The 24,606-nt window shown below is 66.1% G+C and carries 18 protein-coding genes; 6 read left to right on the top strand and 12 right to left on the bottom strand.

Going from position 1 to position 24,606, the window contains the following annotated elements; genetic code table 11:
- Positions 1 to 4: 4 nt before the first annotated feature.
- The 4 genes from QQL87_RS18230 to QQL87_RS18215 all read right to left on the bottom strand — a co-directional run bounded on the left by QQL87_RS18230 (position 5) and on the right by QQL87_RS18215 (position 6,298).
- On the bottom strand, positions 5 to 1,504 hold the full coding sequence (locus tag QQL87_RS18230; protein ID WP_284421420.1) for a phosphomannomutase/phosphoglucomutase: 1,500 nt from the start codon (positions 1,502 to 1,504) through the stop codon (positions 5 to 7).
- Between the two features lie 223 nt (positions 1,505 to 1,727).
- Positions 1,728 to 2,228 carry a TIGR02281 family clan AA aspartic protease gene (locus QQL87_RS18225; protein ID WP_284421541.1) on the bottom strand — a complete coding sequence of 167 codons (501 nt, stop codon included), beginning with the start codon at positions 2,226 to 2,228 and terminating at the stop codon, positions 1,728 to 1,730.
- Between the two features lie 160 nt (positions 2,229 to 2,388).
- Positions 2,389 to 4,863, bottom strand: a complete 2,475-nt coding sequence (gene hrpB / locus QQL87_RS18220) for an ATP-dependent helicase HrpB (protein ID WP_284421421.1) — start codon at positions 4,861 to 4,863, stop codon at positions 2,389 to 2,391.
- A gap of 115 nt (positions 4,864 to 4,978) precedes the next feature.
- Positions 4,979 to 6,298 carry a UDP-glucose dehydrogenase family protein gene (locus tag QQL87_RS18215; RefSeq protein WP_284421422.1) on the bottom strand — a complete coding sequence of 440 codons (1,320 nt, stop codon included), beginning with the start codon at positions 6,296 to 6,298 and terminating at the stop codon, positions 4,979 to 4,981.
- A gap of 151 nt (positions 6,299 to 6,449) precedes the next feature.
- Here QQL87_RS18215 and QQL87_RS18210 point away from each other — a divergent pair, with 151 nt between their 5' ends.
- On the top strand, positions 6,450 to 7,502 hold the full coding sequence (locus tag QQL87_RS18210; RefSeq protein WP_284421423.1) for an acyltransferase family protein: 1,053 nt from the start codon (positions 6,450 to 6,452) through the stop codon (positions 7,500 to 7,502).
- Positions 7,503 to 7,510: 8 nt separating this feature from the next.
- Here the strand turns inward: QQL87_RS18210 and QQL87_RS18205 are convergent, their stop codons facing one another.
- Positions 7,511 to 8,479, bottom strand: a complete 969-nt coding sequence (locus tag QQL87_RS18205; RefSeq protein WP_284421424.1) for a quinone oxidoreductase family protein — start codon at positions 8,477 to 8,479, stop codon at positions 7,511 to 7,513.
- Between the two features lie 99 nt (positions 8,480 to 8,578).
- Here QQL87_RS18205 and QQL87_RS18200 point away from each other — a divergent pair, with 99 nt between their 5' ends.
- Together QQL87_RS18200 and polA are read left to right on the top strand one after the other, a co-directional pair.
- On the top strand, positions 8,579 to 9,433 hold the full coding sequence (locus QQL87_RS18200; protein ID WP_284421426.1) for a LysR family transcriptional regulator: 855 nt from the start codon (positions 8,579 to 8,581) through the stop codon (positions 9,431 to 9,433).
- Between the two features lie 72 nt (positions 9,434 to 9,505).
- On the top strand, positions 9,506 to 12,532 hold the full coding sequence (gene polA, locus QQL87_RS18195) for a DNA polymerase I (RefSeq protein WP_284421428.1): 3,027 nt from the start codon (positions 9,506 to 9,508) through the stop codon (positions 12,530 to 12,532).
- A 236-nt stretch (positions 12,533 to 12,768) separates the two neighbouring features.
- On the opposite strand, the gene argF is transcribed toward polA, so the two are convergent.
- Together argF and QQL87_RS18185 are read right to left on the bottom strand one after the other, a co-directional pair.
- Positions 12,769 to 13,695: an ornithine carbamoyltransferase gene (argF, locus tag QQL87_RS18190; protein WP_284421542.1), complete on the bottom strand. Its 927-nt coding sequence runs from the start codon at positions 13,693 to 13,695 to the stop codon at positions 12,769 to 12,771.
- A gap of 8 nt (positions 13,696 to 13,703) precedes the next feature.
- A complete protein-coding gene (locus QQL87_RS18185; RefSeq protein WP_284421430.1) occupies positions 13,704 to 14,915 on the bottom strand; it encodes an aspartate aminotransferase family protein in 1,212 nt (403 codons plus the stop codon).
- Between the two features lie 476 nt (positions 14,916 to 15,391).
- On the opposite strand from QQL87_RS18185, the gene QQL87_RS18180 reads away from it, so the two are divergent.
- Complete coding sequence (locus QQL87_RS18180; protein WP_284421432.1) at positions 15,392 to 15,907, top strand: GcrA family cell cycle regulator; 516 nt, start codon at positions 15,392 to 15,394, stop codon at positions 15,905 to 15,907.
- A gap of 134 nt (positions 15,908 to 16,041) precedes the next feature.
- On the opposite strand, the gene QQL87_RS18175 is transcribed toward QQL87_RS18180, so the two are convergent.
- The 4 genes from QQL87_RS18175 to QQL87_RS18160 form a co-directional block, all read right to left on the bottom strand.
- Positions 16,042 to 17,349 (bottom strand): ATP-binding protein, encoded by a 1,308-nt coding sequence (locus tag QQL87_RS18175; protein WP_284421433.1) that lies wholly within the window; start codon positions 17,347 to 17,349, stop codon positions 16,042 to 16,044.
- A 29-nt stretch (positions 17,350 to 17,378) separates the two neighbouring features.
- On the bottom strand, positions 17,379 to 18,434 hold the full coding sequence (locus QQL87_RS18170) for a lysylphosphatidylglycerol synthase domain-containing protein (protein WP_284421434.1): 1,056 nt from the start codon (positions 18,432 to 18,434) through the stop codon (positions 17,379 to 17,381).
- Between the two features lie 436 nt (positions 18,435 to 18,870).
- Complete coding sequence (locus QQL87_RS18165; RefSeq protein ID WP_284421435.1) at positions 18,871 to 19,176, bottom strand: hypothetical protein; 306 nt, start codon at positions 19,174 to 19,176, stop codon at positions 18,871 to 18,873.
- A gap of 4 nt (positions 19,177 to 19,180) precedes the next feature.
- Complete coding sequence (locus QQL87_RS18160; protein ID WP_284421436.1) at positions 19,181 to 20,575, bottom strand: OmpA family protein; 1,395 nt, start codon at positions 20,573 to 20,575, stop codon at positions 19,181 to 19,183.
- A 164-nt stretch (positions 20,576 to 20,739) separates the two neighbouring features.
- Here QQL87_RS18160 and QQL87_RS18155 point away from each other — a divergent pair, with 164 nt between their 5' ends.
- Complete coding sequence (locus QQL87_RS18155) at positions 20,740 to 21,798, top strand: polysaccharide deacetylase family protein (protein ID WP_284421437.1); 1,059 nt, start codon at positions 20,740 to 20,742, stop codon at positions 21,796 to 21,798.
- A 127-nt stretch (positions 21,799 to 21,925) separates the two neighbouring features.
- The gene (locus QQL87_RS18150; RefSeq protein WP_284421439.1) at positions 21,926 to 22,735 is read left to right on the top strand and encodes an SDR family oxidoreductase; all 810 of its coding nucleotides are present in this window, start codon (positions 21,926 to 21,928) and stop codon (positions 22,733 to 22,735) included.
- A 394-nt stretch (positions 22,736 to 23,129) separates the two neighbouring features.
- Here the strand turns inward: QQL87_RS18150 and boxB are convergent, their stop codons facing one another.
- Entirely contained in the window at positions 23,130 to 24,581 is a 1,452-nt protein-coding gene (gene boxB, locus QQL87_RS18145; protein ID WP_284421440.1) for a benzoyl-CoA 2,3-epoxidase subunit BoxB, read from the bottom strand.
- Positions 24,582 to 24,606: the final 25 nt, after the last annotated feature.

Genomic DNA, 24,606 nt, shown 5'->3' with positions numbered 1-24,606 from the left:
CGCGTCAGATCGTCTGGTTGTAGGCGCCGACCTCGGGATGCGTCCGCAGCACCGCGTTGACCGCGTCGAACATGTCGTGCATGCGGCGGTCGGACACCGGGCTCTCGACCACGACCACGAGTTCCGGCTTGTTCGATGACGCCCGCACCAGGCCCCAGCTGCCGTCCTCGACCGTGACGCGGACGCCATTCACCGTGACGAGATCGCGGATCGGCTGTCCGGCCACCTTGCCGCCCTGCTGCTGCAGGGCCTGGAAGTGCTTCACCACGGCATCGACGACGCCGTATTTGACCTCGTCGCCACAATGCGGCGACATCGTCGGCGACGACCAGGTCTTGGGCAGCGCGTTCTTCAGGTCGGCCATCGACTTCTCAGGCGCGCGATCGAGCATCTCGCAGATCGCGATCGCCGAGACCAGACCGTCGTCATAGCCGCGGCCGAAGGGACGGTTGAAGAAGAAGTGGCCTGACTTCTCGAAGCCGGCGAGCGCGCCGAGCTCGTTGGTCCGGCGCTTCATGTAGGAATGGCCGGTCTTCCAATAGGCGGTCCGCGCGCCTTGCGCCTGCAGTACCGGGTCGGTCATGAACAGGCCGGTCGATTTCACGTCGACGACGAACTGCGCGTCCTTGTGGATCGCCGACATGTCACGCGCCAGCATCACGCCAACCTTATCGGCGAAAATCTCCTCGCCGGTGTTGTCGACCACGCCGCAGCGGTCGCCGTCGCCATCGAAGCCGAGGCCGACGTCGGCCTTGTGCGCGAGCACGGCGTCACGGATGGCGTGCAGCATCTCCATGTCTTCGGGGTTCGGATTGTATTTCGGGAAGGTGTGATCGAGCTCGGTGTCGAGCGGGATCACCTCGCAGCCGATCGCCTCCAGCACGTCAGGCGCGAACGCGCCAGCGGTGCCGTTGCCGCAGGCCGCGACCACCTTGAGCCGGCGCTTCAGCTTGGGACGGTTGGTGAGGTCGGCGATGTAGCGCGCCGGATAATTCTCATGGAACTGATAGGAGCCGCCGCTGCCGTTCTTGAACTCGGCGTTGAGCACGATCTCCTTGAGCCGGGTCATCTCCTCAGGGCCGAAGGTCAACGGACGGTTGGCCCCCATCTTGACGCCTGTCCAGCCATTGTCGTTGTGCGAGGCCGTCACCATCGCCACGCAGGGCACGTCGAGATCGAACTGCGCGAAATAGGCCATCGGCGTCACGGCGAGGCCGATGTCGTGCACCTTGCAGCCGGCGGCCATCAGGCCCGAGATCAGCGCGTATTTGATCGAGGCGGAGTAGCCGCGGAAGTCGTGGCCGGTCACGATCTCCTGCTTCACGCCGCGTTCGGCGATCAGCGCGCCCAGCCCCATGCCGAGCGCCTGAACCCCCATCAGGTTGATCTCCTTGTTGAACAGCCAGCGCGCGTCATATTCGCGGAAGCCTGTCGGCTTCACCATCGGCTCGGATTCGAAGGCGTAGGTATTGGGAAACAGAACGGGCTTCGGCTTGGGAAACATCAGGAGGGGCCTCGGAATATCGGCATCAATGGAAGAATGCAGCCATGCGCCGCACGACGTCATATGACAATGGCAGAAGGCCGATGAATGCAGGCAACAATCAGGCAGGACCGCCCGTCAGGCCGGTCATGAGACAACCATCCGATCACTGCAGCTCAGGACCGGCCGCCTAACGGTATAGGGGGCGGGCGAGGGATGGAGCAAGTCCCCGCCAGGGCGCAGTCTACTGCTCCAGGACCATCTGGCCGTTGGCGTAGGCGAAGCGCTTCAGCTTGGACAGGAACGACAGGCCGAGCAGGTTCTCCGACAGCGCCGTGTCGGGCAGCACCAGCGCATCGACGTCACGCACGGTGAGCTCGCCAAGCTCGACCAGCGCGAGCCTCGCCCGCGCCGCCTTCACGGTCCCGTTCGCCGTCGTCACGTTCGCGGTGTACTCGCTGCGCGCAGGGCGCAGGCCGAAGCGGGCGGCCGAGCTTTCGTTGAGCGCCACCATCGAGGCGCCGGTGTCGATCATGAAGCTGATGCGCTGGCCATCGATGCGGCCATCGGCGCGGAAATGGCCGCGGCGGTCGGTCGGGATGTTGAGGCTGCGCTGTCCTGCGGCCGCGCTATCCACCGTCGCGCTCCGCACCGACGTCGTCGCGGACGCCGGGGCCGGCGTCAGGCGATCGGCCAGTTGCGCCATGAAGGTGCCGAGGCCGACGAGAACGGCCGCGAAGATCATTATGTTACGCATTACGCAACGCCCGACTTTACCCCGCAACCGACTTGACCATGAAAGCCGCTGACGGGCGACTGAAGCGGAGCGGCTGCCTCCGTCATTTTGACGAAAACGATGAGCGAAGCGTTAATGACGGCCTTGCGGACGGTATAATTTGCCTGAGCTAGGTCCCGCGCGGCTTCGCCCGCCGGGTCGGCTCGGCCCGGGCCGGATCCTCCGGCCAGGGATGGCGCGGATAGCGGCCGCGCAGGTCAGTGCGGACGGCCGCATAGGAGCCGCGCCAGAAGCCCGGCAGGTCGCGCGTCACCTGCACCGGCCGCTGGGCCGGCGACAGCAGCTCCAGCACCAACGGCACTTTTCCCTTCGCGATCGACGGGTGGACATTCAGCCCGAACAGCTCCTGCAGGCGTACGGCGATGGTCGGCCCCTGCTCGGCCTCGTAATCGATCGCGAGCATGGTGCCGGTCGGTGCCTCGAAATGGGTCGGTGCCTCGCGATCGAGCCGGGCGCGCAGATCCCAGGGCAACAGCGCCATCACGGCGTCCGAGACGTCGCCGGGCGAGACATCCTTGAGCGAGGTCTTGTCGGCGAGCAGCGGCACCAGCCAGTCCTCGCGCCGCTCGGCGAGGCCCGCATCCGACAGATCCGGCCAGCTGTCCCCTTCCGCCTTGCGCAGGAAGGTGACCCGGTCGCGCCATTGCCTGGCGGCCTTCGACCAGGGCAGCCGGTCGAGGCCCGCGGCGCAGATCCCCTCGGCGAAGATGCGCGCGGTGTCCTCGGACGGCGTTAGCGCAACCGGCGCATCGGCCATTGTGATCGCGTGCAGCTTGCGCCTGCGGCGCGCCCGCAGGGCCATCGCGTTCGGGTCGAAGCTGACCTCATCCTTGGCCTCGATATGAGCGGCGAAGTGGCGCTCGATGTCGTCGATCGCGAGCGGCGCCGCGAGCAGGATGCGGCCGCTGGCGGCCGTCCCGGTCAGTTCGCCGACCGCGATATAGGGCACGCGCGCCAGCGAGGAGGTCTGCTCGACGGCGGCGCCGCGGCCATTGGCGAGCACGAAGCTGCCATTGCCGCGGTTGCGCGCGACCCGGTCGGGGAAGGCGAAGGCGAGCATCAGCCCGGTGGTCAGGTCCCCTGCCCCTTGCGATGACGACGATGTGCCGACCTGCTGCGCCCAGCGCCGCGCCATGTCACGCGCGCTCTGCGCCCGTTGCGAGCGGTCGCGGCGGAACTGATCGAGCCTGACCTCGAGATCGACGCTGTCGCCGCCGAGCCCTCGCTCGGTCAGGATGGCCGCGATGTCGGCGGCCTCCAGGGCCGCACCATGATCGGCTGCATCGACGATCATGCGGGCGAGCCGCGGCGGCAGCGCCAGCGCCCGTAGCCGCCGGCCCTCGTCCGTCAGGCGGCCGTCAGCATCGAGTGCGCCGAGCTCGGTCAGCAGATCGCGGGCCTCCTTCCAGGCCGGCAGCGGCGGCGGATCGAGGAAGCTGAGCGTGGCGGGATCGCTGACGCCCCATTGCGCGAGGTCGAGCACCAGGGATGACAGATCGGCGCTGAGGATCTCCGGCTGCGTATAGGCTGGGAGCGACGACGTCTGCGGCTCGTCCCAGAGACGGTAGCAGACGCCCGGCTCGGTGCGGCCGGCGCGGCCGCGGCGCTGGTCGACGGCGGCGCGCGAGGCGCGCACCGTCTCGAGCCGGGTCAAGCCGATGTCCGGCTCGTAGCGCGGCACGCGGGCGAGACCGGAATCGACCACGATGCGGACGCCCTCGATGGTCAGCGACGTCTCGGCGATCGACGTCGCCAGCACGACCTTGCGGCTGCCCTTGGGCGCCGGTGAGATCGCACGGTCCTGGACCGCGGCATCGAGGGCGCCGAACAGCGGCACGATCTCGATTCCAGCATCATGGACGCGCTCGGCCAGCATGGTCTGGGTGCGGCGGATCTCGGCCGCGCCCGGCAGGAACGCCAGCACCGAGCCGGCATCGGCGCGCAGCGCGCTCGCGATCGTCTCGGCCATCTGCCGCTCGACCGGCGCATCCGGCTTGCGGCCGACATAGCGCGTCTCGACCGGAAAAGCGCGGCCTTCGCTCTCCACCACCGGCGCATCGCCGAGCAGCTTGGCGACCCGGGCGCCGTCGAGCGTCGCCGACATCACCAGGATGCGGAGATCCTCGCGCAGCCCCTGCTGCGCATCGCGCGCCAAGGCAAGGCCGAGATCGGCATCCAGCGAGCGCTCGTGGAATTCGTCGAACAGCACGGCGGCGACGCCGGTCAGCTCGGGATCATCCAGGATCTGGCGCGTGAAGATGCCTTCGGTGACGACCTCGATACGGGTCGCGCGCGAAATCTTCGAGCCGAAGCGGACGCGGTAGCCGACGGTGTCGCCGGCGCGATCGCCGAGCGATTTCGCCATCCGCTCGGCGCTGGCGCGGGCCGCGATCCGGCGCGGCTCCAGCACGATGATCTTCTTGTTCCCGACCCACGGCGCATCGCGTAGCGCCAGCGGCACCCGCGTCGTCTTGCCGGCCCCCGGGGGCGCCACCAGCACGGCGGTGTTGCTGCGTTCGAGCGTGCCGGACAGTTCCTCCAGCACGGCATCGATGGGTAGCGGCGTATCGAAGCGAAGGGGCAATATCCTAACCCGTCGTCACCCGCGAAGGCGGGTGACCCAGTAGACGCAGACCTCGCGGATCACGAAGATCGGGCGCCCTGGATACTCCGCCTGCGCGGGGGATGACAACAAGGTGTCAGCTTCCCTTCACGCCCGGCCGCCCCACGCTCTCATAGACGAAGCCGTGCGCGGCCATCTCCTCGGGCCGGTAGACGTTGCGCAGGTCGACGACGACCGGATGGGCCATCACCTCCTTGAGGCGATCGAGATCCATGGCGCGGTACTGCACCCACTCCGTCACCAGCACCATGGCATCGGCACCGGTCGCGCATTCATACGGATCGTCGAAATAGGCGATCTCCGGCAGCTCCTTCTTGGCCTGCTCGATGCCGACCGGATCATGCGCGCGCACCTTGGCGCCCATGTCGAGCAGCCCGGTCACCAGCGGAATCGACGGCGCCTCGCGCATGTCGTCGGTTTCCGGCTTGAAGGTGAGGCCGAGCACCGCGACCGTCTTGCCGCGCAGGCTGCCGCCGACGGCATGCGCCACCTTGCGCGCCATCGCACGCTTGCGGTTGTCGTTGACGGCGAGCACCGATTCGACGATGCGCAGCTGCGTGTCGTAGTCCTGCGCGATCTTGATCAGCGCGCGCGTATCCTTCGGGAAGCACGAGCCACCGAAGCCCGGACCGGCATGCAGGAACTTCGCGCCGATGCGATTGTCGAGGCCGATGCCGCGCGCCACCTCCTGCACGTCGGCGCCGACCTTCTCGGCGAGATCGGCCACCTCGTTGATGAAGGTGATCTTGGTCGCGAGGAATGCATTGGCGGCGTATTTGATCAGCTCCGCGGTGCGGCGCTCGGTGTACATCATCGGCGCCTGGTTCAACGACAGCGGCCGGTAGATGTCGCCGAGCACCTTGCGGCCGCGCTCGTCGGAGGTGCCGACCACGATACGATCAGGCCATTTGAAATCACGGATCGCCGCGCCCTCGCGCAGGAATTCCGGATTGGAGGCGACGACGACGTCGGCCGAAGGATTGGTCTCGCGGATGATGCGCTCGACTTCGTCACCGGTGCCGACCGGCACGGTCGACTTGGTCACGACAACCGTGAAGCCGGTCAGCGACGCCGCGATCTCGCGCGCGGCGGCGTAGACATAGGTGAGGTCGGCATGACCGTCGCCGCGCCGTGACGGCGTGCCGACAGCGATGAACACGGCGTCGGCTTCCGCGACCGGCTGCTTGAGATCGGTGGTGAAATCGAGCCGCTTGGCCTTCACATTGGCCGCGACCAGCGCATCCAGCCCGGGTTCGAAGATCGGGATTTCTCCGCGATGGAGCGCAGCGATCTTGCTGTCGTCCTTGTCCACGCAGGTGACCTGGTGACCGAAATCGGCAAAGCAGGCACCGGACACCAGCCCCACATAGCCCGTGCCGATCATCGCAATTCGCATCGAAATCCATCCTTCGTGGTTAATACTTTGGCGTCTTAAACCATTTGCGGTCCAAGGGGAATTTAGAAAACGGCATGACGTTTGGATGACAAGAAGGAGTATTAACGGCTCTGCCTGAAGATGCGGCAGCTCCGCGCCAAAGAGGGACAGCATGACCGCAAATGGCACGCCGAAAACGGCCGGAACCGAGGCACGCATCGACTGGGTCGACTACGCCAAGGGTATCTGCATCATCATGGTCGTGATGATGCACTCGGTGCTGGGCGTCGAGCTCGCGGCCGGCGAGACCGGCTTCATGCACGCCGTCGTCGCTTTCGCCAAGCCGTTCCGGATGCCGGATTTCTTCCTGATCTCGGGACTGTTCCTGCCGCTGGTAATCGACCGCGACTGGCGCACCTATCTCGACCGCAAGGTGGTGCATTTCGCCTACTTCTATGTGCTGTGGGTGACGATCCAGTTCGGCTTCAAGGCTCCCGGCTTTGCCGCCGCCGGCGGCTGGCAGCATGCCGGCTATCTCTATCTCGAGTCCTTCATCGAGCCGTTCGGCACGCTATGGTTCATCTACCTGCTGCCGATCTTCTTCGTCGTCATCAAGCTGACACGAAAGCTGCCGGCGCCCGTGATCTGGGGTGTCGCAGCGGGGCTCGAAATGTCACATATCGTCACCGGCTGGACCGTGATCGACGAGTTCTGCGCGCGCTTCGTCTACATCTACTCCGGCTATCTGTTCGCGACCTCCATTTTTGCGCTGTCCGATCGGGCGCGGGCGAGGCCCGCGCTCGCCATTATCGGACTGCTCGCCTGGGCCGTGATCAACCAGGGCCTGGTCGATCTCGGCGTCAGCGAATGGCCCGCCGTCTCGCTGCTCCTCGGCTACGCCGGCGCGGTCGCGATCATCATCGCCGGCACGCTGCTGGCACGTGCCCAGCTTCTCAATGCGCTGCGCTTCTGCGGCGAGCATTCGATCGTGATCTATCTGGCGTTCTTCCTGCCGATGGCGGCAACCCGCACGGTGCTGCTCAAGACCGGCGTGATCACCGACATCGGGACCATCTCTTTGCTCGTGACCATCGCCGGCGTCCTCGGCGCGCTCGTGATCTGGCGCCTGGCGCTGCGCGTCGGCGCCCGCTTCCTGTTCGAGCGCCCCATCGCCTTCTGGATCGCGCCGCCGAAGCCGAAGGCCGTGTTGCAGCCGGCCGAATAGCGCGGCCATCACGGCACCAGATACAGCGCGCCACGACTGCGGCCGCTTTCGAGATCGATGTGGGCCTGGACGGCCTGCGCGAGCGGATAGGCGGTGCCACCACCGCCGAGCTGGCCATCGGCAAGCGCGGCGAGAACGATCTCGGCGTCCCTGCGATAGTCAGCGACATCGTTCACATGGGCCATCACGCTTGGGCGTGCCAAAGACAGGCTACGCCGCGGCCCGAGATCTTCGACGGCAATCTCCGGGATCGGGCCGGCAGACTGGCCGATGCTGGCGACCGTCCCAAACGGCCTGACGCAGGCGAGCGTCCGCGCCAGTGTGCCGCCACCGACGCCGTCATAGGCCACGTCGACGCCGCGCCCACCGGTCAGTTCCCTGACGGCAGCAGCGAAGTCCGTGTCTCGCCCGACGATCAGATGATGCGCACCAGCGGCGCGCGCGAGTTCGGCCTTGGCTTCCGAACTCACCGTGCCGATGACGGTCGCGCCACGCAGGTGGGCTAGCCGCGTCAGCACCTGGCCGAGCCCACCGGCGGCACTGTGCACCAACAGCGTCGTTCCGGGTCCGACGACATAGGTTCGACCGAGCAGCATCGCGGCGGTGATGCCCTTCAGCAAGGTCGATGCCGCGCACGCTTCCGAAACGGCGTCGGGCAGCGGCATCGCACGCCAGGCCGGCAGATTTCGCTCGGATGCATAGGCGCCCACCGGCGCCCCGGCATAGGCAACCCGGTCCCCGACGGACAGGCCGGTCACATCGGCGCCTGTCGCCGTCACGACGCCCGCGCCTTCGACACCGGGAACGCCGTCCGGAAGCGGGTACAGACCGCTGCGCTGATAGATGTCGATGAAGTTCACACCGATCGCGATCTGGCGCAGACGGATCTCACCCGGCCGCGGCGCCGGCAGCTCGACGGTTTCCAGCATCAGATTTGCTGCGCCGCCCGGCGCCTTCACTCGAACGACAACGGCCATCTCGGCCTCCCTGCATCTTGCTTGCATCGAGAGATTATGGTCAGCGTTGTTGGTCTGCGGAATTGCCCATCTCGTCTCGACCATTGTGATTATTTAAACATGCAGATCGACTGGACCGACCTCCATCACTTCCTGATGCTCGCCCGTGAAGGCACGCTGTCGGCAGCCGCACGCGCCCTCGGCGTTGATCATGTTACGGTCGCGCGCCGCGTCGCGGCACTGGAGCGCGCCACGAGATTGAAGCTGGTCGACAGGCGCGCGCGGACCTATGCGCTGACCGAGGACGGCCGCCACCTTGCCGCCGCCGCCAGTCCGATGGAGCAGGCCGCCTTCGCGATCGAACGCGCCGTGGTCGCATCGCGTCCGGGCCTGGCGGGCGAGGTCTCGATCAGTGCGCCGCCGACGCTTGCCAACAGGATGATCGCGCCACGTCTGGTCGAACTCCACCGTCAGCATCCCGCCATCACCATCAAGCTGATCGGCGAGAAGCGCATCGCATCGCTCAACCGCCGGGAAGCCGACATTGCCCTGCGGCTGTCGCGTCCCGACGAACCCGGCCTGATCGCACGCAAGGTCGGCCGCTTCGGTTTCAGCCTCTATGGCGCGCCTCGCTATCTCAAGGAGACGCCGCAACATTCGTTCGGCTTCATCGCCTATGATGCCAGCATGGACTCGGCGCCCCAGCAGCAATGGTTGAAAGGCGTCGCCGGCCCACGCGCGATCGTGTTCCAGACGGGCGATCTCGAGAGTCAAGCCGCAGCGGCGCGAGCGGGCCTCGGCATCGCCGCCCTGCCGCATTTTTTGGGGGACGATGATCCCGGCCTCGTCCGCCTGGACCAGGGTCACGAGGGCGTCAACCGCGATATCTGGCTCGTCGTTCACCGCGACCTCAGGCGCACGCCCCTCATTCGGGCCGTCATGGACTTCCTGATCCGCTGCACTCGGCCGAACTGAGGGGTGGAAAAATCCGGTGCGCACGTCGTCGGCACGGCTGTCAATATGAGCGAAAATCCCTACATTGCGCCCATGCCCAAAGCCCCCGAGAAAGCCGTCGTTACCAGCCCCGCCGCCCCTGTGCCTGCTGCCGCCAAGAGCGCGAGCAAGGGCGACCACGTGTTCCTGGTCGACGGCTCGTCCTACATCTTCCGCGCCTATCACGCGCTGCCGCCGCTGAACCGCAAATCCGACGGGCTGCAGGTCAACGCAGTTCTCGGCTTCTGCAACATGCTGTGGAAGCTGCTGCGCGACATGCCCGAGTCCGACCGGCCGACGCACCTGGCCATCGTGTTCGACAAGTCCGAGGTTACGTTCCGCAACAAGATCTATGGCGACTACAAGGCGCACCGGCCGCCGGCGCCGGATGACCTGATCCCGCAGTTCGCGCTGATCCGCGAAGCCGTGCACGCCTTCGACCTGCCGTGCCTGGAACAGGGCGGCTTCGAGGCCGACGATCTGATCGCGACCTATGCAAGGCTCGCCTGCGAGCGCGGCGCCACCACCACGATCGTGTCCTCCGACAAGGACCTGATGCAGCTCGTCAACGACTGCGTCACGATGTACGACACGATGAAGGACCGCCGCATCGGCATCGCCGAGGTGATCGAGAAGTTCGGTGTGCCGCCGGAGAAGGTCGTCGAAGTCCAGGCGCTGGCCGGCGATTCCACCGACAACGTGCCGGGTGTGCCGGGCATCGGCATCAAGACAGCCGCCCAGCTCATCAACGACTATGGCGATCTCGAAAGCCTGCTGAGCCGCGCGGGCGAGATCAAGCAGCCGAAGCGGCGCGAGGCGCTGATCGAGAATGCCGAGAAGGCGCGGATCTCGCGCCAGCTGGTGCTGCTCGACGACAAGGTCGCGCTCGAGGTGCCGCTCGACGACCTCGCAGTGCATGAGCCCGACCCGCGCAAGCTGATCGCCTTCCTCAAGGCGATGGAGTTCACCACGCTGACGCGGCGTGTGGCGGAGTATTCGCATATCGATCCAGCCGACGTGTCGGCGGATGAGCATCTGAAGAGTGGATCGAGCCCAGCCGCGGCCTCCACCCCGCCCTCCCCCACAAGCGGGGAAGGGCGCGCACCGAGCAAGCCGGCGCCCGCCGCACCTCGGAGCGGCGATCCGCGCACCGACAAATCGGCGATGAGCAAGGGCACGCCCGCCAGCCTCGCCGAGTCCAGGGCCGAGGCTGCGAAGAGCGCTCGGATCGATCGTGACAAGTATCAGACGCTGGGCAGCCTGACCGAGCTGAACGCCTGGCTCTCGCGCGTGCATGACTTTGGCCGGGTCACCATCGACATCAAGGCCAGCTCGATCGATCCGATGCAGGCCACTCTGTGCGGCATTTCGCTGGCGCTGGCGCCGAACGACGCCTGCTACATCCCGCTGGCACATCGCCAGGCCGGCGACGGCGGCGGACTGTTCGATGCCGGTCTCGCGCCCGGCCAGATCAAATACAGCGACGCGCTCGATGCTTTGAAGCCCATCCTGGAATCCGCAGGGATCCTCAAGATCGGCTTCAACATCAAGTTCACGGCCGTGATGCTGGCGCAGGCCGGCATCACCCTGGTCAATACCGACGATGTCCAGCTGATGAGCTACGCGCTCGATGCCGGACGCGGCTCGCAGAAGCTCGATTCGCTGTCCGAGCACGTGCTCGGCCACGCCATGATCAGTGAAGGCGAGCTGATCGGCAGCGGCCGCAACAAGCTGACCTTCGAGCAGGTCGCGATCGACCGCGCGACGGCGCATTCGGCCGAAGCCGCCGACGTCATCCATCGTCTCTGGCGCGTGCTGAAGCCGCGGCTGGTGGCCGAGCGCATGACCGCGGTCTATGAGACGCTGGAGCGGCCGCTGGTGACCGTGCTCGCCCGCATGGAGCGCAGGGGCATCTCGATCGACCGGCAGGTGCTGTCGCGGCTGTCCGGCGACTTCGCCCAGACCGCGGCGCGGGTCGAGGCCGAACTGCAGGAGCTGGCCGGCGAGCCGATCAATGTCGGCAGCCCGAAGCAGATCGGCGATATCCTGTTCGGCAAGATGGGCATTCCCGGCGGCACCAAGACCAAGACCGGCGCCTGGTCGACCTCCGCCTCGATCCTCGACGACCTCGCCGAGCAGGGCCATGACTTCGCGAAGAAGATTCTCGAGTGGCGCCAGGTCTCGAAGCTGAAATCGACCTACACCGATGCGCTGCCGACCTATGTCAACCCGCAGACCCATCGCGTGCACACGACCTACGCGCTGGCCGCGACCACCACGGGGCGGCTGTCGTCGAACGAGCCGAACCTGCAGAACATCCCTGTCAGGACCGAGGACGGCCGCAAGATCCGACGCGCGTTCATCGCGTCGCCCGGTCACAAACTGGTGTCGGCGGACTATTCGCAGATCGAACTGCGCCTGCTCGCGGAGATCGCGAATATTCCCGTGCTGAAGCAGGCGTTCCAGGACGGGCTCGACATTCACGCGATGACGGCCTCCGAAATGTTCGGCGTGCCGATCAAGGACATGCCGAGCGAGGTGCGCCGCCGCGCCAAGGCGATCAATTTCGGCATCATCTACGGCATCTCGGCGTTCGGCCTCGCCAACCAGCTCGGCATCGCCCGCGAGGAGGCCGGGGCCTACATCAAGCGCTATTTCGAGCGCTTCCCCGGCATCCGCGCCTACATGGATGAGACCCGCGAGTTCTGCCGCAAGCACGGCTATGTCACCACGCTGTTCGGCCGCAAATGTCATTACCCCGAGATCAAGGCGTCCAACGCCTCCGTGCGCGCCTTCAACGAGCGCGCCGCGATCAACGCGCGGCTGCAGGGCACCGCCGCCGACATCATCCGCCGCGCCATGACGCGCGTCGAGGACGCGCTGGCTGCGAAGAAGCTCTCCGCACAGATGCTGCTGCAGGTGCACGACGAACTGATCTTCGAGGTCCCCGACGACGAGGTCGCGGCAACCTTGCCGGTCGTGCAGCATGTGATGCAGGACGCACCGTTCCCGGCCGTGCTGCTGTCCGTGCCGTTGCACGTCGACGCCCGCGCCGCCGACAATTGGGACGAGGCGCATTGACGGTCGACGGCCGTCATCGGTCCGGGACAGGCGGCAGATGATGCTGCGCTTGGCGGCCTGTGCGATCGCCATTGTCCCGGCGGGAAGGGAAGAGATCTCGTGCGTCGCCCGCGACGCACTCGCCCTGGTGAGGCCCTACTGCCATCGAACGAGCTGTCAGCCCACGGCAGCAATGCTGAACATCCCGCCGCCTTCAAGACGAGGGGGCAACGAATGTACGTCCTATGTATCAGCGCCTACGCCCGCTCGCCGAAGCACCAGGCCAGGATGCCCTTTTGCGCGTGGAGGCGGTTCTCGGCTTCGTCGAACACCACCGACTGCGGGCCGTCGATGACCTCGTCGGTGACCTCCTCGCCGCGATGGGCGGGCAGGCAGTGCATGAAGATGGCCTCGGGCTTGGCCAGCGACATCAGCTTGGAATTGACCTGATAGGGCTTCAGCAGATTGTGACGGTGCTCGCCGTCCTTGTCGCCCATCGACACCCAGGTATCGGTGACGACGCAATCGGCGTTGGCGACGGCGACCTCGGGATCGTGGCCGAGATGAATGTCCGCCTTGGCGGTGCGGATAAAGTCCTTCATCGGCTTGCCCGGCGACAACTGCGGCGGGGTGGCGATGTTGAGGCGGAACTTGAAACGCTCGGCGGCGTGCGCCCAGGAGGCCAGCACGTTGTTGTCATCGCCGGTCCAGGCCACGGTGCGGCCCTCGATCGAGCCGCGATGCTCCTCGAAGGTCATCACGTCGGCCATCACCTGGCACGGATGCGAGCGTCGCGTCAGACCGTTGATGACCGGCACGGTGGCGTGGGCCGCGAGCTCGAGCAGCGCCTCGTGGCTGAGAATGCGGATCATGATCGCGTCGACATAGCGCGACAGCACGCGGGCGGTATCGGCGATGGTCTCGCCGCGGCCGAGCTGCATCTCGGTGCCGGTCAGCATGATCGCCTCGCCGCCGAGCTGGCGCATGCCGACGTCGAATGATACGCGGGTGCGGGTCGACGGCTTGTCGAAGATCATCGCCAGAACCTTGCCCTCAAGCGGCTTCTTCGCCGGCTCGCGCGACTTCAAGGTCTTCTTCATGGCGCTGGACAGCGCCAGCATGTTGCGCAGCTCCTCGACCGGCATCTCGGTGAGATCGAGGAAATGGCGCGGCGTATTGCCCATGGTCTTGCTCATGATAAGGCCGCCTGCTTTGCAGGGCCGCCCGACAGCGCCGTGCAGGCGCGATCGAGCATCTCGACCGATTGTTCGATTTCCGATTCAGTGACGATCAGCGGCGGCAGGAAGCGCACGACGTTGTCGCCGGCGCCGACCGTGAGCAGCTTCTGATCGCGCAGCGCCGCCACCAGATCGCCCGAGGGGACCACCGCCTTGATGCCGATCAGCAGGCCTTCGCCGCGGATCTCCGAAATGACATCCGGATGACGATCGACCACCGAGGCGAGCTTCTGCTTCAAGAGAAGCGACATCCTGCGGACATGATCGAAGAAGCCGGGCGCCAGCATCACGTCGAGCACGGCATTGGCCGCGGACACCGCCAACGGATTGCCGCCGAAGGTCGAGCCGTGCGAGCCGGGCGTCATGCCGGAGGCGGCTTCGGCGGTCGCGAGAACCGCGCCGATCGGGAAGCCGCCGCCGAGTGCCTTGGCCAGCGACATGACATCAGGAGTCACGCCGAGCCAGCGATGCGCGAACAGGTCGCCGGTGCGGCCCATGCCGGTCTGAACCTCGTCGACGACAAGCAGGAGACCGTTGTCGTCGCAGAGCTGGCGCAGCGCCTTGTAGAAGGTCAGCGGCGCGGTGCGCACGCCGCCCTCGCCCTGCACCGGCTCGATCAGGATGCCGGCGGTGTGCGGGCCGATCGCCTTCTTCACAGCTTCGAGGTCGCCAAGCGGAACCTGGTCGAAGCCGTCCATCGGGGGGCCGAAGCCTTCGAGATATTTCGCGGAACCAGTCGCAGCCAGCGTCGCCAGAGTGCGGCCGTGGAACGCGCCTTCGAACGTAATGATACGGTAACGTTCGGGATGGCCCTTGGCGGCGTGATATTTGCGCGTGATCTTGATCGCGCCTTCCATCGCCTCGGCGCCCGAATTGGCGAAGAAGACGTAGTCGGCGAAGCTCTGCTCGCAAAGCCGTGCGGCGAGGCGCTCACCGTCCGGGCTCTTGAACAGGTTCGACATGTGCCAGAGCTTGGTGGCCTGCTCCTGCAGCGCCTTCACCAGATGCGGATGCGCATGGCCGAGCGAATTGACGGCAACGCCGGAGGTGAAGTCGAGATAGCGATCGCCATTGGTCGCGATCAGCCACGCGCCTTCGCCGCGCTCGAACGAAAGATCGACCCGGGCGAATACGGGGAGGAGATGCGTAGCAGCAACACTTGTCATGGCAATCACATGAGCTGACGGGCTGGCCGAGACACGCGCCATGCGGCGTCATCGCGCATCAGGGACCCCACCCTGGAAAACAAAATGTGCCGCCTTTTCAAGGCGGCACGTGCACCTATTGTATGCTGGCGGCGCTCGGAGTCAACTACGCGTCGTCCGATCCGCATCCCCGCCGGTCCGTGAGATTGCGGGCGCGTGACGCTGCTCCAAACATGCCACACGGAACCGCGGAATGTGTGGACGGTGGCCGCCGACTCTTGCGCGAGAGTCACGCCATATTGTAGCGTTTTCAACGTCGAGTACGACATCTCGTGCGGCAGTTCTGATCCCTCTAGGAGTTCGTTGTTCGCGTGACGTCCGGGTGCCATGCGCGCTCCCGGCGAGGGATAAGGGATTCTGCCGTCAGGGATTTTCTTGAGACAGAGATCGCAGCGCCGTCCCAGAATTGGCCGGCGCACCGCGAAGGGAAGGGTTCGATGACGGTATTGACCTGGTCCGACGATCGCGTCGAGCAGTTGAAAAAACTCTGGGAGGCCGGACTTTCGGCCAGCCAGATCGCCGCGGAACTCGGAAACGTGACGCGCAACGCCGTGATCGGCAAGGTGCACCGGCTGGGTTTGTCCGGCCGCGCCAAGAGCCCGGCCACCGCGGCACCGCGCCAGCGCAAGGCGGCCCGTCCGGCGCAGCCGATGATGCGCGTGGCGCGTCCGGTGGCGCGGGGCAACACTGCGCTCGCACAGGTTTTCGAAGTCGAGGCAGAGCCCGATCCGGTTGCATTCGACAACGTCGTGCCGATGAACCAGCGGCTGTCGCTGCTGGAGCTCAACGAGGCGACCTGCCACTGGCCGGTCGGCGATCCATCGAGCCCGGACTTCTTCTTCTGCGGCGGCAAGGCGCTCGCCGGCCTGCCCTATTGCGCGCAGCATTCGCGCGTCGCCTATCAGCCTGCGGCCGACCGCCGCCGGCAGCCGTCGAAGTCGACGCCGCGCTGAGCAAACCCATGGCGAGCAATGAGGACGGTCGTACGCCGCCTCCGCTCCCGGCCTCGCGCAAAGCTGCAACTAACAACTGATGAGGATGGCCCGGCCAGCGCCGGGCCTTTTACATTTCTGCTGTATGTCCGGGATCAGCCTCCGCGCGCCGGCCGGGACTGCGGAAAGCACGCCGTGAAGGCGGCGCCGTTGCGCGGCACGCTCTCGATCAGCAGCCGGCCACGATGGCGGTTGAGGATGTGCTTCACGAGCGAGAGGCCGAGCCCGGTGCCGCCCTGTGCGCGGCTGTCGCCGACATCGACGCGATAGAAGCGCTCTGTCAGCCGCGGCAGATGCTCGGGCGCGATCCCCGGTCCGAAATCGCGCACCTTGACCCTGATCTCCGGCGCGTTCTCGGCGGAGACGGCCTGCTCCAGCGACACGATCACGCGCTCGCCCGAGGCGCCGTATTTCAGCGCGTTCTCGATCAGGTTCTCGAACACACGCAACAGCTCCTCGCGGTCGCCCGCGATGGTGACTGGAGAGTCCGGCAGGCTGGTCTCGATCACCACCTGACGCTCGCGCGCCAGCGATTCCAGCCCGTCGGTGACCTGGCGGATGATGGCGACGACATCGACCATGGTGTGGGGCTGCACATGCGCCGACAGTTCCACCCGCGACAGCGACAGGAGATCGTCGATCAGCCGCGCCATGCGCGTCGCCTGGGTATGCATGATGCCGAGGAAGCGCTCGCGCGCCTTGGGATCATCCTTGGCCGGTCCCTGCAAGGTGTCGATGAAACCTGACAGCGCGGCGAGCGGCGTGCGCAGCTCGTGGCTGGCATTGGCGACGAAATCGGCGCGCATCTCCTCGACCCGGCGCAGCGGCGTCAGGTCGTGGAACGTCATCAGCATGCATTTGTCGGTGCCGCCGAACGCGGTCGGCACCGGAACGGGAGTGATGACCAACTCCATCCAGCGGTCGACCGGCACATGATCGTGATAGCTGGCGCGGCGGATCTCGGTGGTGGCGATGGCCTCGCGCAGCGCGGTGATGATCTCGGGCGTGCGCAGTGCGAACTGGGCCAGTTCGCCCTTGCGCAAGGCGGGCGCGAGCTGGGCGGCGGCGGCATTGAGATGGATGACCCGACCGGCCCGGTCGAGCAGCACGGCGGGGTCCGGAATGCCTTCGACCACGGCGCTCACGGCCGGCGCCTCGACCGGATTGGCGTGGCGCTCCTCCTCCCGCTTGGCGACGGCGCTGTGCAGCCGCCACGGCACCAGGGCCGCACCGGCGATACACAGGAATACCGCCAGCGCCCGCAGCGGCAGCAGCTCGTCGAGCAGCACCAGTCCGGCCAGCGCCAGCGCCGCGGCGAGCAGGATGATCGCCGAATGGCGCAGCCGGTCCGGCCAGGGGGTGAAGATCGAGAGCGGAGTTGCGGCGGGAGCGTCGAGGGCCATTGCAGTCCTACTGTTCCCTTGTGGTCGCGTCAGGCACCGGAATCGCTGCGCTTCCTCACATAAGCGGCCTCAGGCGGGGGGCCCGGATCGAGGCTGAGCGCCGCCTGGCGCAGCCGCTTCGACCTGGCACTGATGATAACCTCGCGAAACGTCAGCAGGATTACAGAAATGAGGAACGGCGCCAAATAATACAGAATGCGGAACAGCAGCATTCCGGCCAGCAGCTCCTCGCGGTCCATCTGCCACAGCCCGACCAGCATCGCGGCGTCGAACACACCGAGGCCGCCCGGCGAGTGGCTGGCGAAGCCGAGCAGGGTCGCGGAGACGAAGATCACGGCGACGACCACGAAGCCGAGATTGGGCTCGTCGGGCACCAGCACGTACATCGCGAGCGCGCAGAAGCCGAGATCGATGATGCCGATCGCGATCTGCAGCAGCGTCAGCGGTCCACCGGGCAGCACCACAGTCCAGGGCCCGCGGCCGACCACGCGTGGCTTGGTCCAGACCCAGGCGACATAGCCCATCAGCCCGACCAGGATGGCGATCGCGGCCATGCGGTTGACCGAGGGCGGCAGCTGATCGATCGAGGCGGCGGCCTCCGGATGATAGCTGATACCGAGGCCGAGCACGGCGGCATTGCCGAGCCAGAAGGTCAGGCCGGCAAGAAAGCAGATCTTGGCGACGTCGATCGCGTTCAGCCCATGCGCCGAATAGATCCGATAGCGCACCGCGCCCCCGGTGAAGACGCTGGCGCCGACATTGTGGCCGATCGAATAGCTGGTGAAGGCGGCCAGCGCATTGATGCGATAGGGCACGTGGTCGTGGCCGATCGCGCGCACCGCGAACAGGTCGTAGAAGGTCAGCGTGAAATAGCCGGCGGCGACGAACAGCGCTGCGAGCAGGATCTGGTGCGGCTCCGTGCTCTTGATCGCCTCGAGCACCTCGTAGGTGTCGATGCCACGCAGCATGTGGTAGAGCACGTAGCAGGCGACCGCGATCACGGCGACGCTGATCAGCACGCCGAGCTTGTGCAGGACCTGCTTCTCGCGCAGGAACGTGGCCGCTCTGCGTATGGCTTCAAGCATCTACACCTCTCACCGTGATCCAATCACGACGGCCGGGACGGGACGCCCTGGAGGTCGCCATGTCATGTGCGCAACCAACGCCCTGGTAGCGCGTTTCGGCGCCTTGGGGAACACGGGGCGTGTGAACAAAAGCGTACACATGGATATACTTAGCAGGCTTCGCGAAAATGCGGTGCACCGTTTTGCCGCACATGGGGCAGGTCGTCGGGGCTGACATGGGGCCGACCTTGGCCCCGTTCAACCTGCGGACCCCGGGTTAAACTTCGATGAGGAGCGGCAACCTCCGCAGTTTTCGGGGGCCCGCACGCGGGGGTGGACGGCGCATGGCTAGACGATAAGCGCCCACTGCCGCTTTGACAGGCCAAGCTGCTGTCAAACCTTCGTGTCTCGCTGTGCGCGGCGGAGGACGGCCTGCGATCGGTCGCGCTGCGCCGCGTCAGGACGCCGAACGCTGACGCATGCTGCGCATCACCACCATCGCCCGCAGCCAGGTGCCGATGCCGCAGCCGACGAGATAGGGCACGAACAGGATCAGCAGCAGCTCGAGCCAATAGCCCGCCCGGCCGGGAATCCAGCACGCCACGGCTGCAGCCACCAGCCCCACAGCCAGTGCTGCCATCAGCCAGGTCAGCAGCCGCGACACGCCAGGGGCGCGGTGCACCACGGCGACCCAGCCCATCGCCAGCCCGATGGCGAATGCCCCGGCGAGCCAACCCCAGTGAAAGGCAACAAGATACGCCATGACGTCACCTCACCAGGAATTCGATGCGCCGGTTCTGCGCCCGGCCCTCGCCGGTATCGTTTGACGCGATCGGCTGGGTGCTGCCATAGCCGATCGGGGTGAAGCGGTCGGCCGGCAGCCCGGCCCTGACCAGGTAGTCAGCCACGGCCTGGGCGCGCTTCTGCGACAGCACCTGATTGGCGGCGGCATCGCCGTCGGCATCGGTATGGCCGATGATGTCGACGGTGGCGGCGGGGCAGCGGAACGCGATCTCGACCAGGCGGTCGAGCAGGCCGGTGGAATCCCGATCGAGGTCGCTGCGGCCGGTCTCGAAGCGGATTTTGGCCTTGCCGAGCACGTCCGAGAACAGCTGCTGGCAGACCGTCGGGTCGACCGGCGCGGCCGCCGGCTTGACCGTGATGTCGGCCTTCACCTGCCAGCCTTGCGGCACATCCTTGGCGAGCCCGGTCCGGATCTGGGCGGCGGCGGCGTCATACAGTGCGTCACCGGAAATCTTGATGTCGCGGTCGGACACCACCAGCGTGCCGGTCGACAGCCGCGACAGCGCGCCGAGCGCCGGCACCACCGCGTTGACGAAATTCACCGGCGCGCCGACGCTGTTCTTGAGATTGTCGACGACCTTCTCGTTGAAGAATTTGCGCGACGATGAGCCGACGACGACGGCATGGATGTTCTCGTCGGGCACGTTGCCGGAGAGCGTCACGGTGACGGCGACCGGGTCCTTGTAGGCCTGGAAGATGTAGGGCGGCGCCTTGACCTCGTTGCTGGCGACCTTGAAGCCGTCCGGCAGCTTGCCGAGCGCCGCGGCGATCGCTTCGCGGCCACCGAGCTCGCGAGCCATGCCGGTCAGCGTGACGTCGCCGTCGGAGATCGTGAACTTGCCGTCCTTCAGCTTGCCGGTCTGGCCGATCAGCAGCAGCGCGGCGTCCTCGAAGCGGGACGGCGCGCCACGCGCCAGCCCCATCTGATCCGCCACTTCCACGCCGGGCAGCGCCGCACGCGTCGCCTCGACCAGGCGGCCCTTGAGCGCCGGCAGCGGCGCATTGCCGCCCAGGGTCACCCGCACGACGTCGCGCTCGGCCGACCACACGAAGGGCTTGGCCTCGGGCACCAGCCGGGTCTGGTCGTTGACGAGCCGCACGCCGGCCACGGCATCGACGGCGGCCACGGCGTCGCGGCGTCCGGCCTCGGAGAACGCGTCCGCCCGCAGAGACACGTCGCGACCATCGACCGTGATGCTGGTCCTGTCCAGCACCGAGCCCCTGAGCGCGGCCGAACTGCGGCTTGCGAGATCATTTTCGAGGGGAACGGTGCTGGTCCAGGCGGCAAAGCCCCAAAGCACGATCAGCGGGATGACGCCAGGCCACCATTTGCCGCTCCACCTTAAAAGTCCGCGCATTCGTCACCGTCGCATCGAGGAAGCAGAGAGAAAACAAACCCTTGCAGGCCTGTCAAACCGGAAATGAAGAGCGCCATGCGGTACACCGCGACCGTGGGGCTAAGGTTTTCTTCAATCATTCGTAGGTAACCTTGTCCCGACATCCACCGGGCCGCTTATTTCAGATGAGGCGATTTCGCAAAACCTTTATCCGCGCCGGCCTGGAAGCGCTGTATCTCAGCGGCGCGCATGTCTGGCTGCGACCGATTTTCTCCGGCGTCGGCGCAATCTATACGCTGCACCATGTGCGGCCGCCGCGCGACGCCGACTTCCAGCCCAATTGCCATCTCGAGGTCACCCCCGACTTCCTGCGCGAAATGTTGTCGCATCTGCGCGACAACGACATCGAGATCATCACGCTCGACGAGTTGCATCACCGGCTCGTGGAGCGAAACTTCGAGCGGCGCTTTGCCTGCTTCACCTTCGACGACGGCTATCGCGACAACCGCGACTTCGCGCTGCCTGTCATGCGCGAGTTCGAGGCCCCGTTCACGATCTATGTGACGAGCGAGTTCGCCGAAGGCCGCGGACGGCTGTGGTGGGTCACGCTGGAGCTCGTGGTCGCCAAGGCGCAGGAGATCGAGATCGAGATCGGTGGCCTCGCCCTCCGGCTCGATGCGTCATCGCCGACGGCCAAATGTGTGACGTTTCAGCGCCTGCACGACTGGCTGCGTTCGCTGCCCGGCGAACACGACATCCACCGCGAACTCGGCGCGTTGTGCACCAGGCACGGCATCGACGAAGCCTCGATCTGCCGCGAGCTCTGCATGTCGTGGGATGAGCTCCGCGCATTGTCGGCTGAGCCCCTGGTGTCGATCGGCGCGCATTCGATCAGCCACTGCAATCTCGCCAAGCAGACCGAGGAGACGGCCCGCATCGAGATCGCCGAAAGCCGTGCCCGGATCGAGCGCGAGTTGCAACGCCCGGTGCTGCACATGGCCTATCCCTATGGCGACCGTGCCGCCGCGGCGCAACGCGAGTTCGTTCTGGCGGCCGCCAGCGGCTACAAGACCGCCGTCACCACCCGCCCTGGCATGATCTTCGCCGAGAGTGCCGATCACCTCACCGCGCTGTCGCGGGTTTCGCTGAACGGCCACTACCAGGACGCCCGCGTGCTGCCCGTGCTGACCTCCGGCGCGGCCACCGCAATGTGGAACGGCTTCCGCCGCATCGACGCGGCATAATCGCTCCTTCCCACCGCCATCAGGTCCCCGGACGAGGCGCTCGCTCGGCCATGCGACTGCGTCTCACTTGACAGTGCCGATGCGCCACGCCCACAAGCGCAATCGACAATCAATCAAGGGAGGCGTCATGCTCAGGAACCTGTTCTCGCTCGAGGGGCGCATCGCGCTCGTGACCGGCGGCTCGCGCGGCATCGGCAAGATGATCGCGACCGGCCTGCTCGCGCATGGCGCCGCGCGGGTCTACATCACCGCGCGCAAGGCCGGCCCGTGCGAGGAGACGGCCAAGGCGCTCTCCGCAGAATATGACGGCGAATGCATCGCTCTGCCGATCGACATCTCGACGATGGCCGGCATCGACATGCTGGCGGCCGAGATCAAGAAGCGCGAGCCCAAGCTCGACATCCTCGTCAACAATGCCGGCGCTGCGTGGGGCGCCGATTTCGACGAATTCCCCGAGAGCGGTTGGGACAAGGTGATGAACCTCAACCTCAAGACGCCGTTCTTCCTGACCAAGGCGCTGGCGGCCCCGTTGCGCGCGGCGGCGAGCGCCGAGCGGCCGGCCAAGGTGATCAATATCGCCTCGATCGACGGCATCTTCGTCAATCCGCTCGAGACCTATTCCTACGCGGCGAGCAAGTCTGGCCTGATCCATCTGACGCGGCGCATGGCGGCCAAGCTGATCCACGACCACATCGTGGTGACGGCGATCGCGCCAGGTCCGTTCAAGTCCGACATGAACAAGGCGGCGCGCGACAACGCCGACGAGGTCGCCGCGCGCGTGCCAGCGGGACGCGTCGGCACCGATGAGGACATGGCCGGCACGGCGATCTTCCTCGCCTCGCGCGCGGGCGATTACGTGGTCGGCAACACGATCGCCGTCGACGGCGGCATCGTGTATGCGAACCCAGGCATTCCCGGCGCGGGATGGGATAGTTGAGCCCGAGCTGTCGCTACAAGGATGGCAAGCTCCCTGTCCCCGTTCTTCACGGGGAGAGGGCTGGGGTAAGGGGCAGCCGCACGGGAAGTGCGTCTTATCTCGAGTGATTTGGCCGGACCTTGGCTCATCTCCAGGACGTTAGAAACTGAGTAGCGCCGTCGTGCCCGTCCGTTGGACCTGCGCCGCGGCCGCGTATGTGCCATGCCCCTCACCCGGATTGCTGCGCAATCCGACCTCTCCCCGCAAAGGGCGGGGAGAGGTTTGGAGAGGCCGTCGCGCGGAGCCGAAGCTAGCGAATAGCGAATAGCGAATAGCGAATAGCGAATAGCGAATAGCGAATAGCGAATAGGCTGCTATCCCTATTCGCTACTCGCAACTCCCTATTCGCTTCTCGTCACGTCTCGATCTTCACGTATTCGAAGTCGCCGGGCTTGTTGTCGATGCCGACCTTCGGGGGCGCGATCCAGGAGGCGTATTCGCCGATCTCAGTGACGGGCTTCATCAGCGAGGCGATGTAGGCGCCGTCGTCGGTCGACGGCAGCCAGTCGCCCTTGCGCTTCTGCCAGGTACCTTCGTCGATCAAGATGCCATCCGGAGTGGCATGGATGTCCTTGAACTCACCGATCGCGCGATGGAAGGCGGTATGCGGCAGCTTGAGCTCGAACTCGTAGCCGGCCGTGGTGATGATCTTGTTCCAGCGCAGCAGGCCCTTGATGCAGTCCTGCGAATAGTCGTCGCGCAGGCGCATGTTGAGCGCGGTCAGCGCCGGCTCGTCGACCCGCTTGATCTCGCCATCGACGAACTTCAGCACCGGATAGGTCGCGTTCTTGAGCTGGTGATCGTCCTGGATCTGGGTCTCGTGATAGCGGCCCTTGATGCCCGAATTGAAGGCGTTGGCGGCGTTGGTCGAAACCTCCGAGCCGAACAGGTCGAGCGACAGCGTGTAGTGCAGGTTCAGCTTCTTCTGGATGGTCGGCAGGTCGATCACGCCGAGCGCGCGCACCTTGGCAATGTCCGAGGGATCATCGATGCCGGCGGCGCGCATCGCTTCCACGGTGCGCTGGATGACGCGGCCGACGCCGGTCTCTCCGACGAACATGTGGTGCGCTTCTTCGGTCAGCATGAAGCGGCAGGTGCGCGACAGCGGATCGAAACCGGACTGCGCGAGGCTGTGCAGCTGCATCTTGCCGTCGCGGTCGGTGAAGTAGGTGAACATGAAGAACGACAGCCAGTCCGGCGTCTTCTCATTGAACGCGCCGAGCATGCGTGGGCTGTCAGCGTCACCCGAGCGGCGGCGCAGCAACTCGTCGGCCTCCTCGCGGCCGTCGCGACCGAAATATTTCTGCAGCAGATAGACCATCGCCCAGAGGTGACGGCCCTCCTCGACGTTAACCTGGAACAGGTTGCGCATGTCGTAAAGCGACGGCGCGGTCTTGCCGAGATGGCGCTGCTGCTCGACCGAGGCCGGCTCGGTGTCGCCCTGGATCACGATCAGGCGGCGCATCAGCGCGCGGTATTCGCCGGGGACCTCCTGCCAGGCCGGCTCGCCGTAGTGCTCACCGAACGGGATCTTGCGGTCCTCTTCCTGCGGGGCGAGGAGGATGCCCCAGCGATAGTCGGGCATCTTGACGTAGTCGAACTTGGCCCAGCCGCGCGGATCGACCGAATAGGCCGTGCGCAAATACACGAGCGACTGCTGGAAGCCCTCGGGCCCCATGTCGTTCCACCAGTCGACATAGCCGGGATGCCAGCCTTCCAGCGCCTTCAAGACTTGGCGGTCCTCGGCGAGATTCACGTTGTTCGGAATCTTGGTCGAGTAGTCAACGTTCATGATATTCATGTTCATGGAGACCTCCCGGGGGCTCTGATCT

Source organism: Bradyrhizobium sp. SSBR45G, assembly GCF_030159255.1.
GTDB lineage: Bacteria > Pseudomonadota > Alphaproteobacteria > Rhizobiales > Xanthobacteraceae > Bradyrhizobium.
This window is presented reverse-complemented; position numbering and strand designations above follow the sequence as displayed.

Bases quoted from the DNA above. Each gene is read 5' to 3' on its own strand.
- QQL87_RS18230 (WP_284421420.1), bottom strand. From the start codon at position 1,504: ATGTTTCCCAAGCCGAAGCCCGTTCTGTTTCCCAATACCTACGCCTTC.
- QQL87_RS18225 (WP_284421541.1), bottom strand. From the start codon at position 2,228: ATGATCTTCGCGGCCGTTCTCGTCGGCCTCGGCACCTTCATGGCGCAA.
- QQL87_RS18215 (WP_284421422.1), bottom strand. From the start codon at position 6,298: ATGCGAATTGCGATGATCGGCACGGGCTATGTGGGGCTGGTGTCCGGT.
- QQL87_RS18210 (WP_284421423.1), top strand. From the start codon at position 6,450: ATGACCGCAAATGGCACGCCGAAAACGGCCGGAACCGAGGCACGCATC.
- QQL87_RS18205 (WP_284421424.1), bottom strand. From the start codon at position 8,479: ATGGCCGTTGTCGTTCGAGTGAAGGCGCCGGGCGGCGCAGCAAATCTG.
- QQL87_RS18200 (WP_284421426.1), top strand. From the start codon at position 8,579: ATGCAGATCGACTGGACCGACCTCCATCACTTCCTGATGCTCGCCCGT.
- polA (WP_284421428.1), top strand. From the start codon at position 9,506: ATGCCCAAAGCCCCCGAGAAAGCCGTCGTTACCAGCCCCGCCGCCCCT.
- argF (WP_284421542.1), bottom strand. From the start codon at position 13,695: ATGGGCAATACGCCGCGCCATTTCCTCGATCTCACCGAGATGCCGGTC.
- QQL87_RS18185 (WP_284421430.1), bottom strand. From the start codon at position 14,915: ATGACAAGTGTTGCTGCTACGCATCTCCTCCCCGTATTCGCCCGGGTC.
- QQL87_RS18180 (WP_284421432.1), top strand. From the start codon at position 15,392: ATGACGGTATTGACCTGGTCCGACGATCGCGTCGAGCAGTTGAAAAAA.
- QQL87_RS18175 (WP_284421433.1), bottom strand. From the start codon at position 17,349: ATGGCCCTCGACGCTCCCGCCGCAACTCCGCTCTCGATCTTCACCCCC.
- QQL87_RS18170 (WP_284421434.1), bottom strand. From the start codon at position 18,434: ATGCTTGAAGCCATACGCAGAGCGGCCACGTTCCTGCGCGAGAAGCAG.
- QQL87_RS18165 (WP_284421435.1), bottom strand. From the start codon at position 19,176: ATGGCGTATCTTGTTGCCTTTCACTGGGGTTGGCTCGCCGGGGCATTC.
- QQL87_RS18160 (WP_284421436.1), bottom strand. From the start codon at position 20,575: ATGCGCGGACTTTTAAGGTGGAGCGGCAAATGGTGGCCTGGCGTCATC.
- QQL87_RS18155 (WP_284421437.1), top strand. From the start codon at position 20,740: ATGAGGCGATTTCGCAAAACCTTTATCCGCGCCGGCCTGGAAGCGCTG.
- QQL87_RS18150 (WP_284421439.1), top strand. From the start codon at position 21,926: ATGCTCAGGAACCTGTTCTCGCTCGAGGGGCGCATCGCGCTCGTGACC.
- boxB (WP_284421440.1), bottom strand. From the start codon at position 24,581: ATGAACATGAATATCATGAACGTTGACTACTCGACCAAGATTCCGAAC.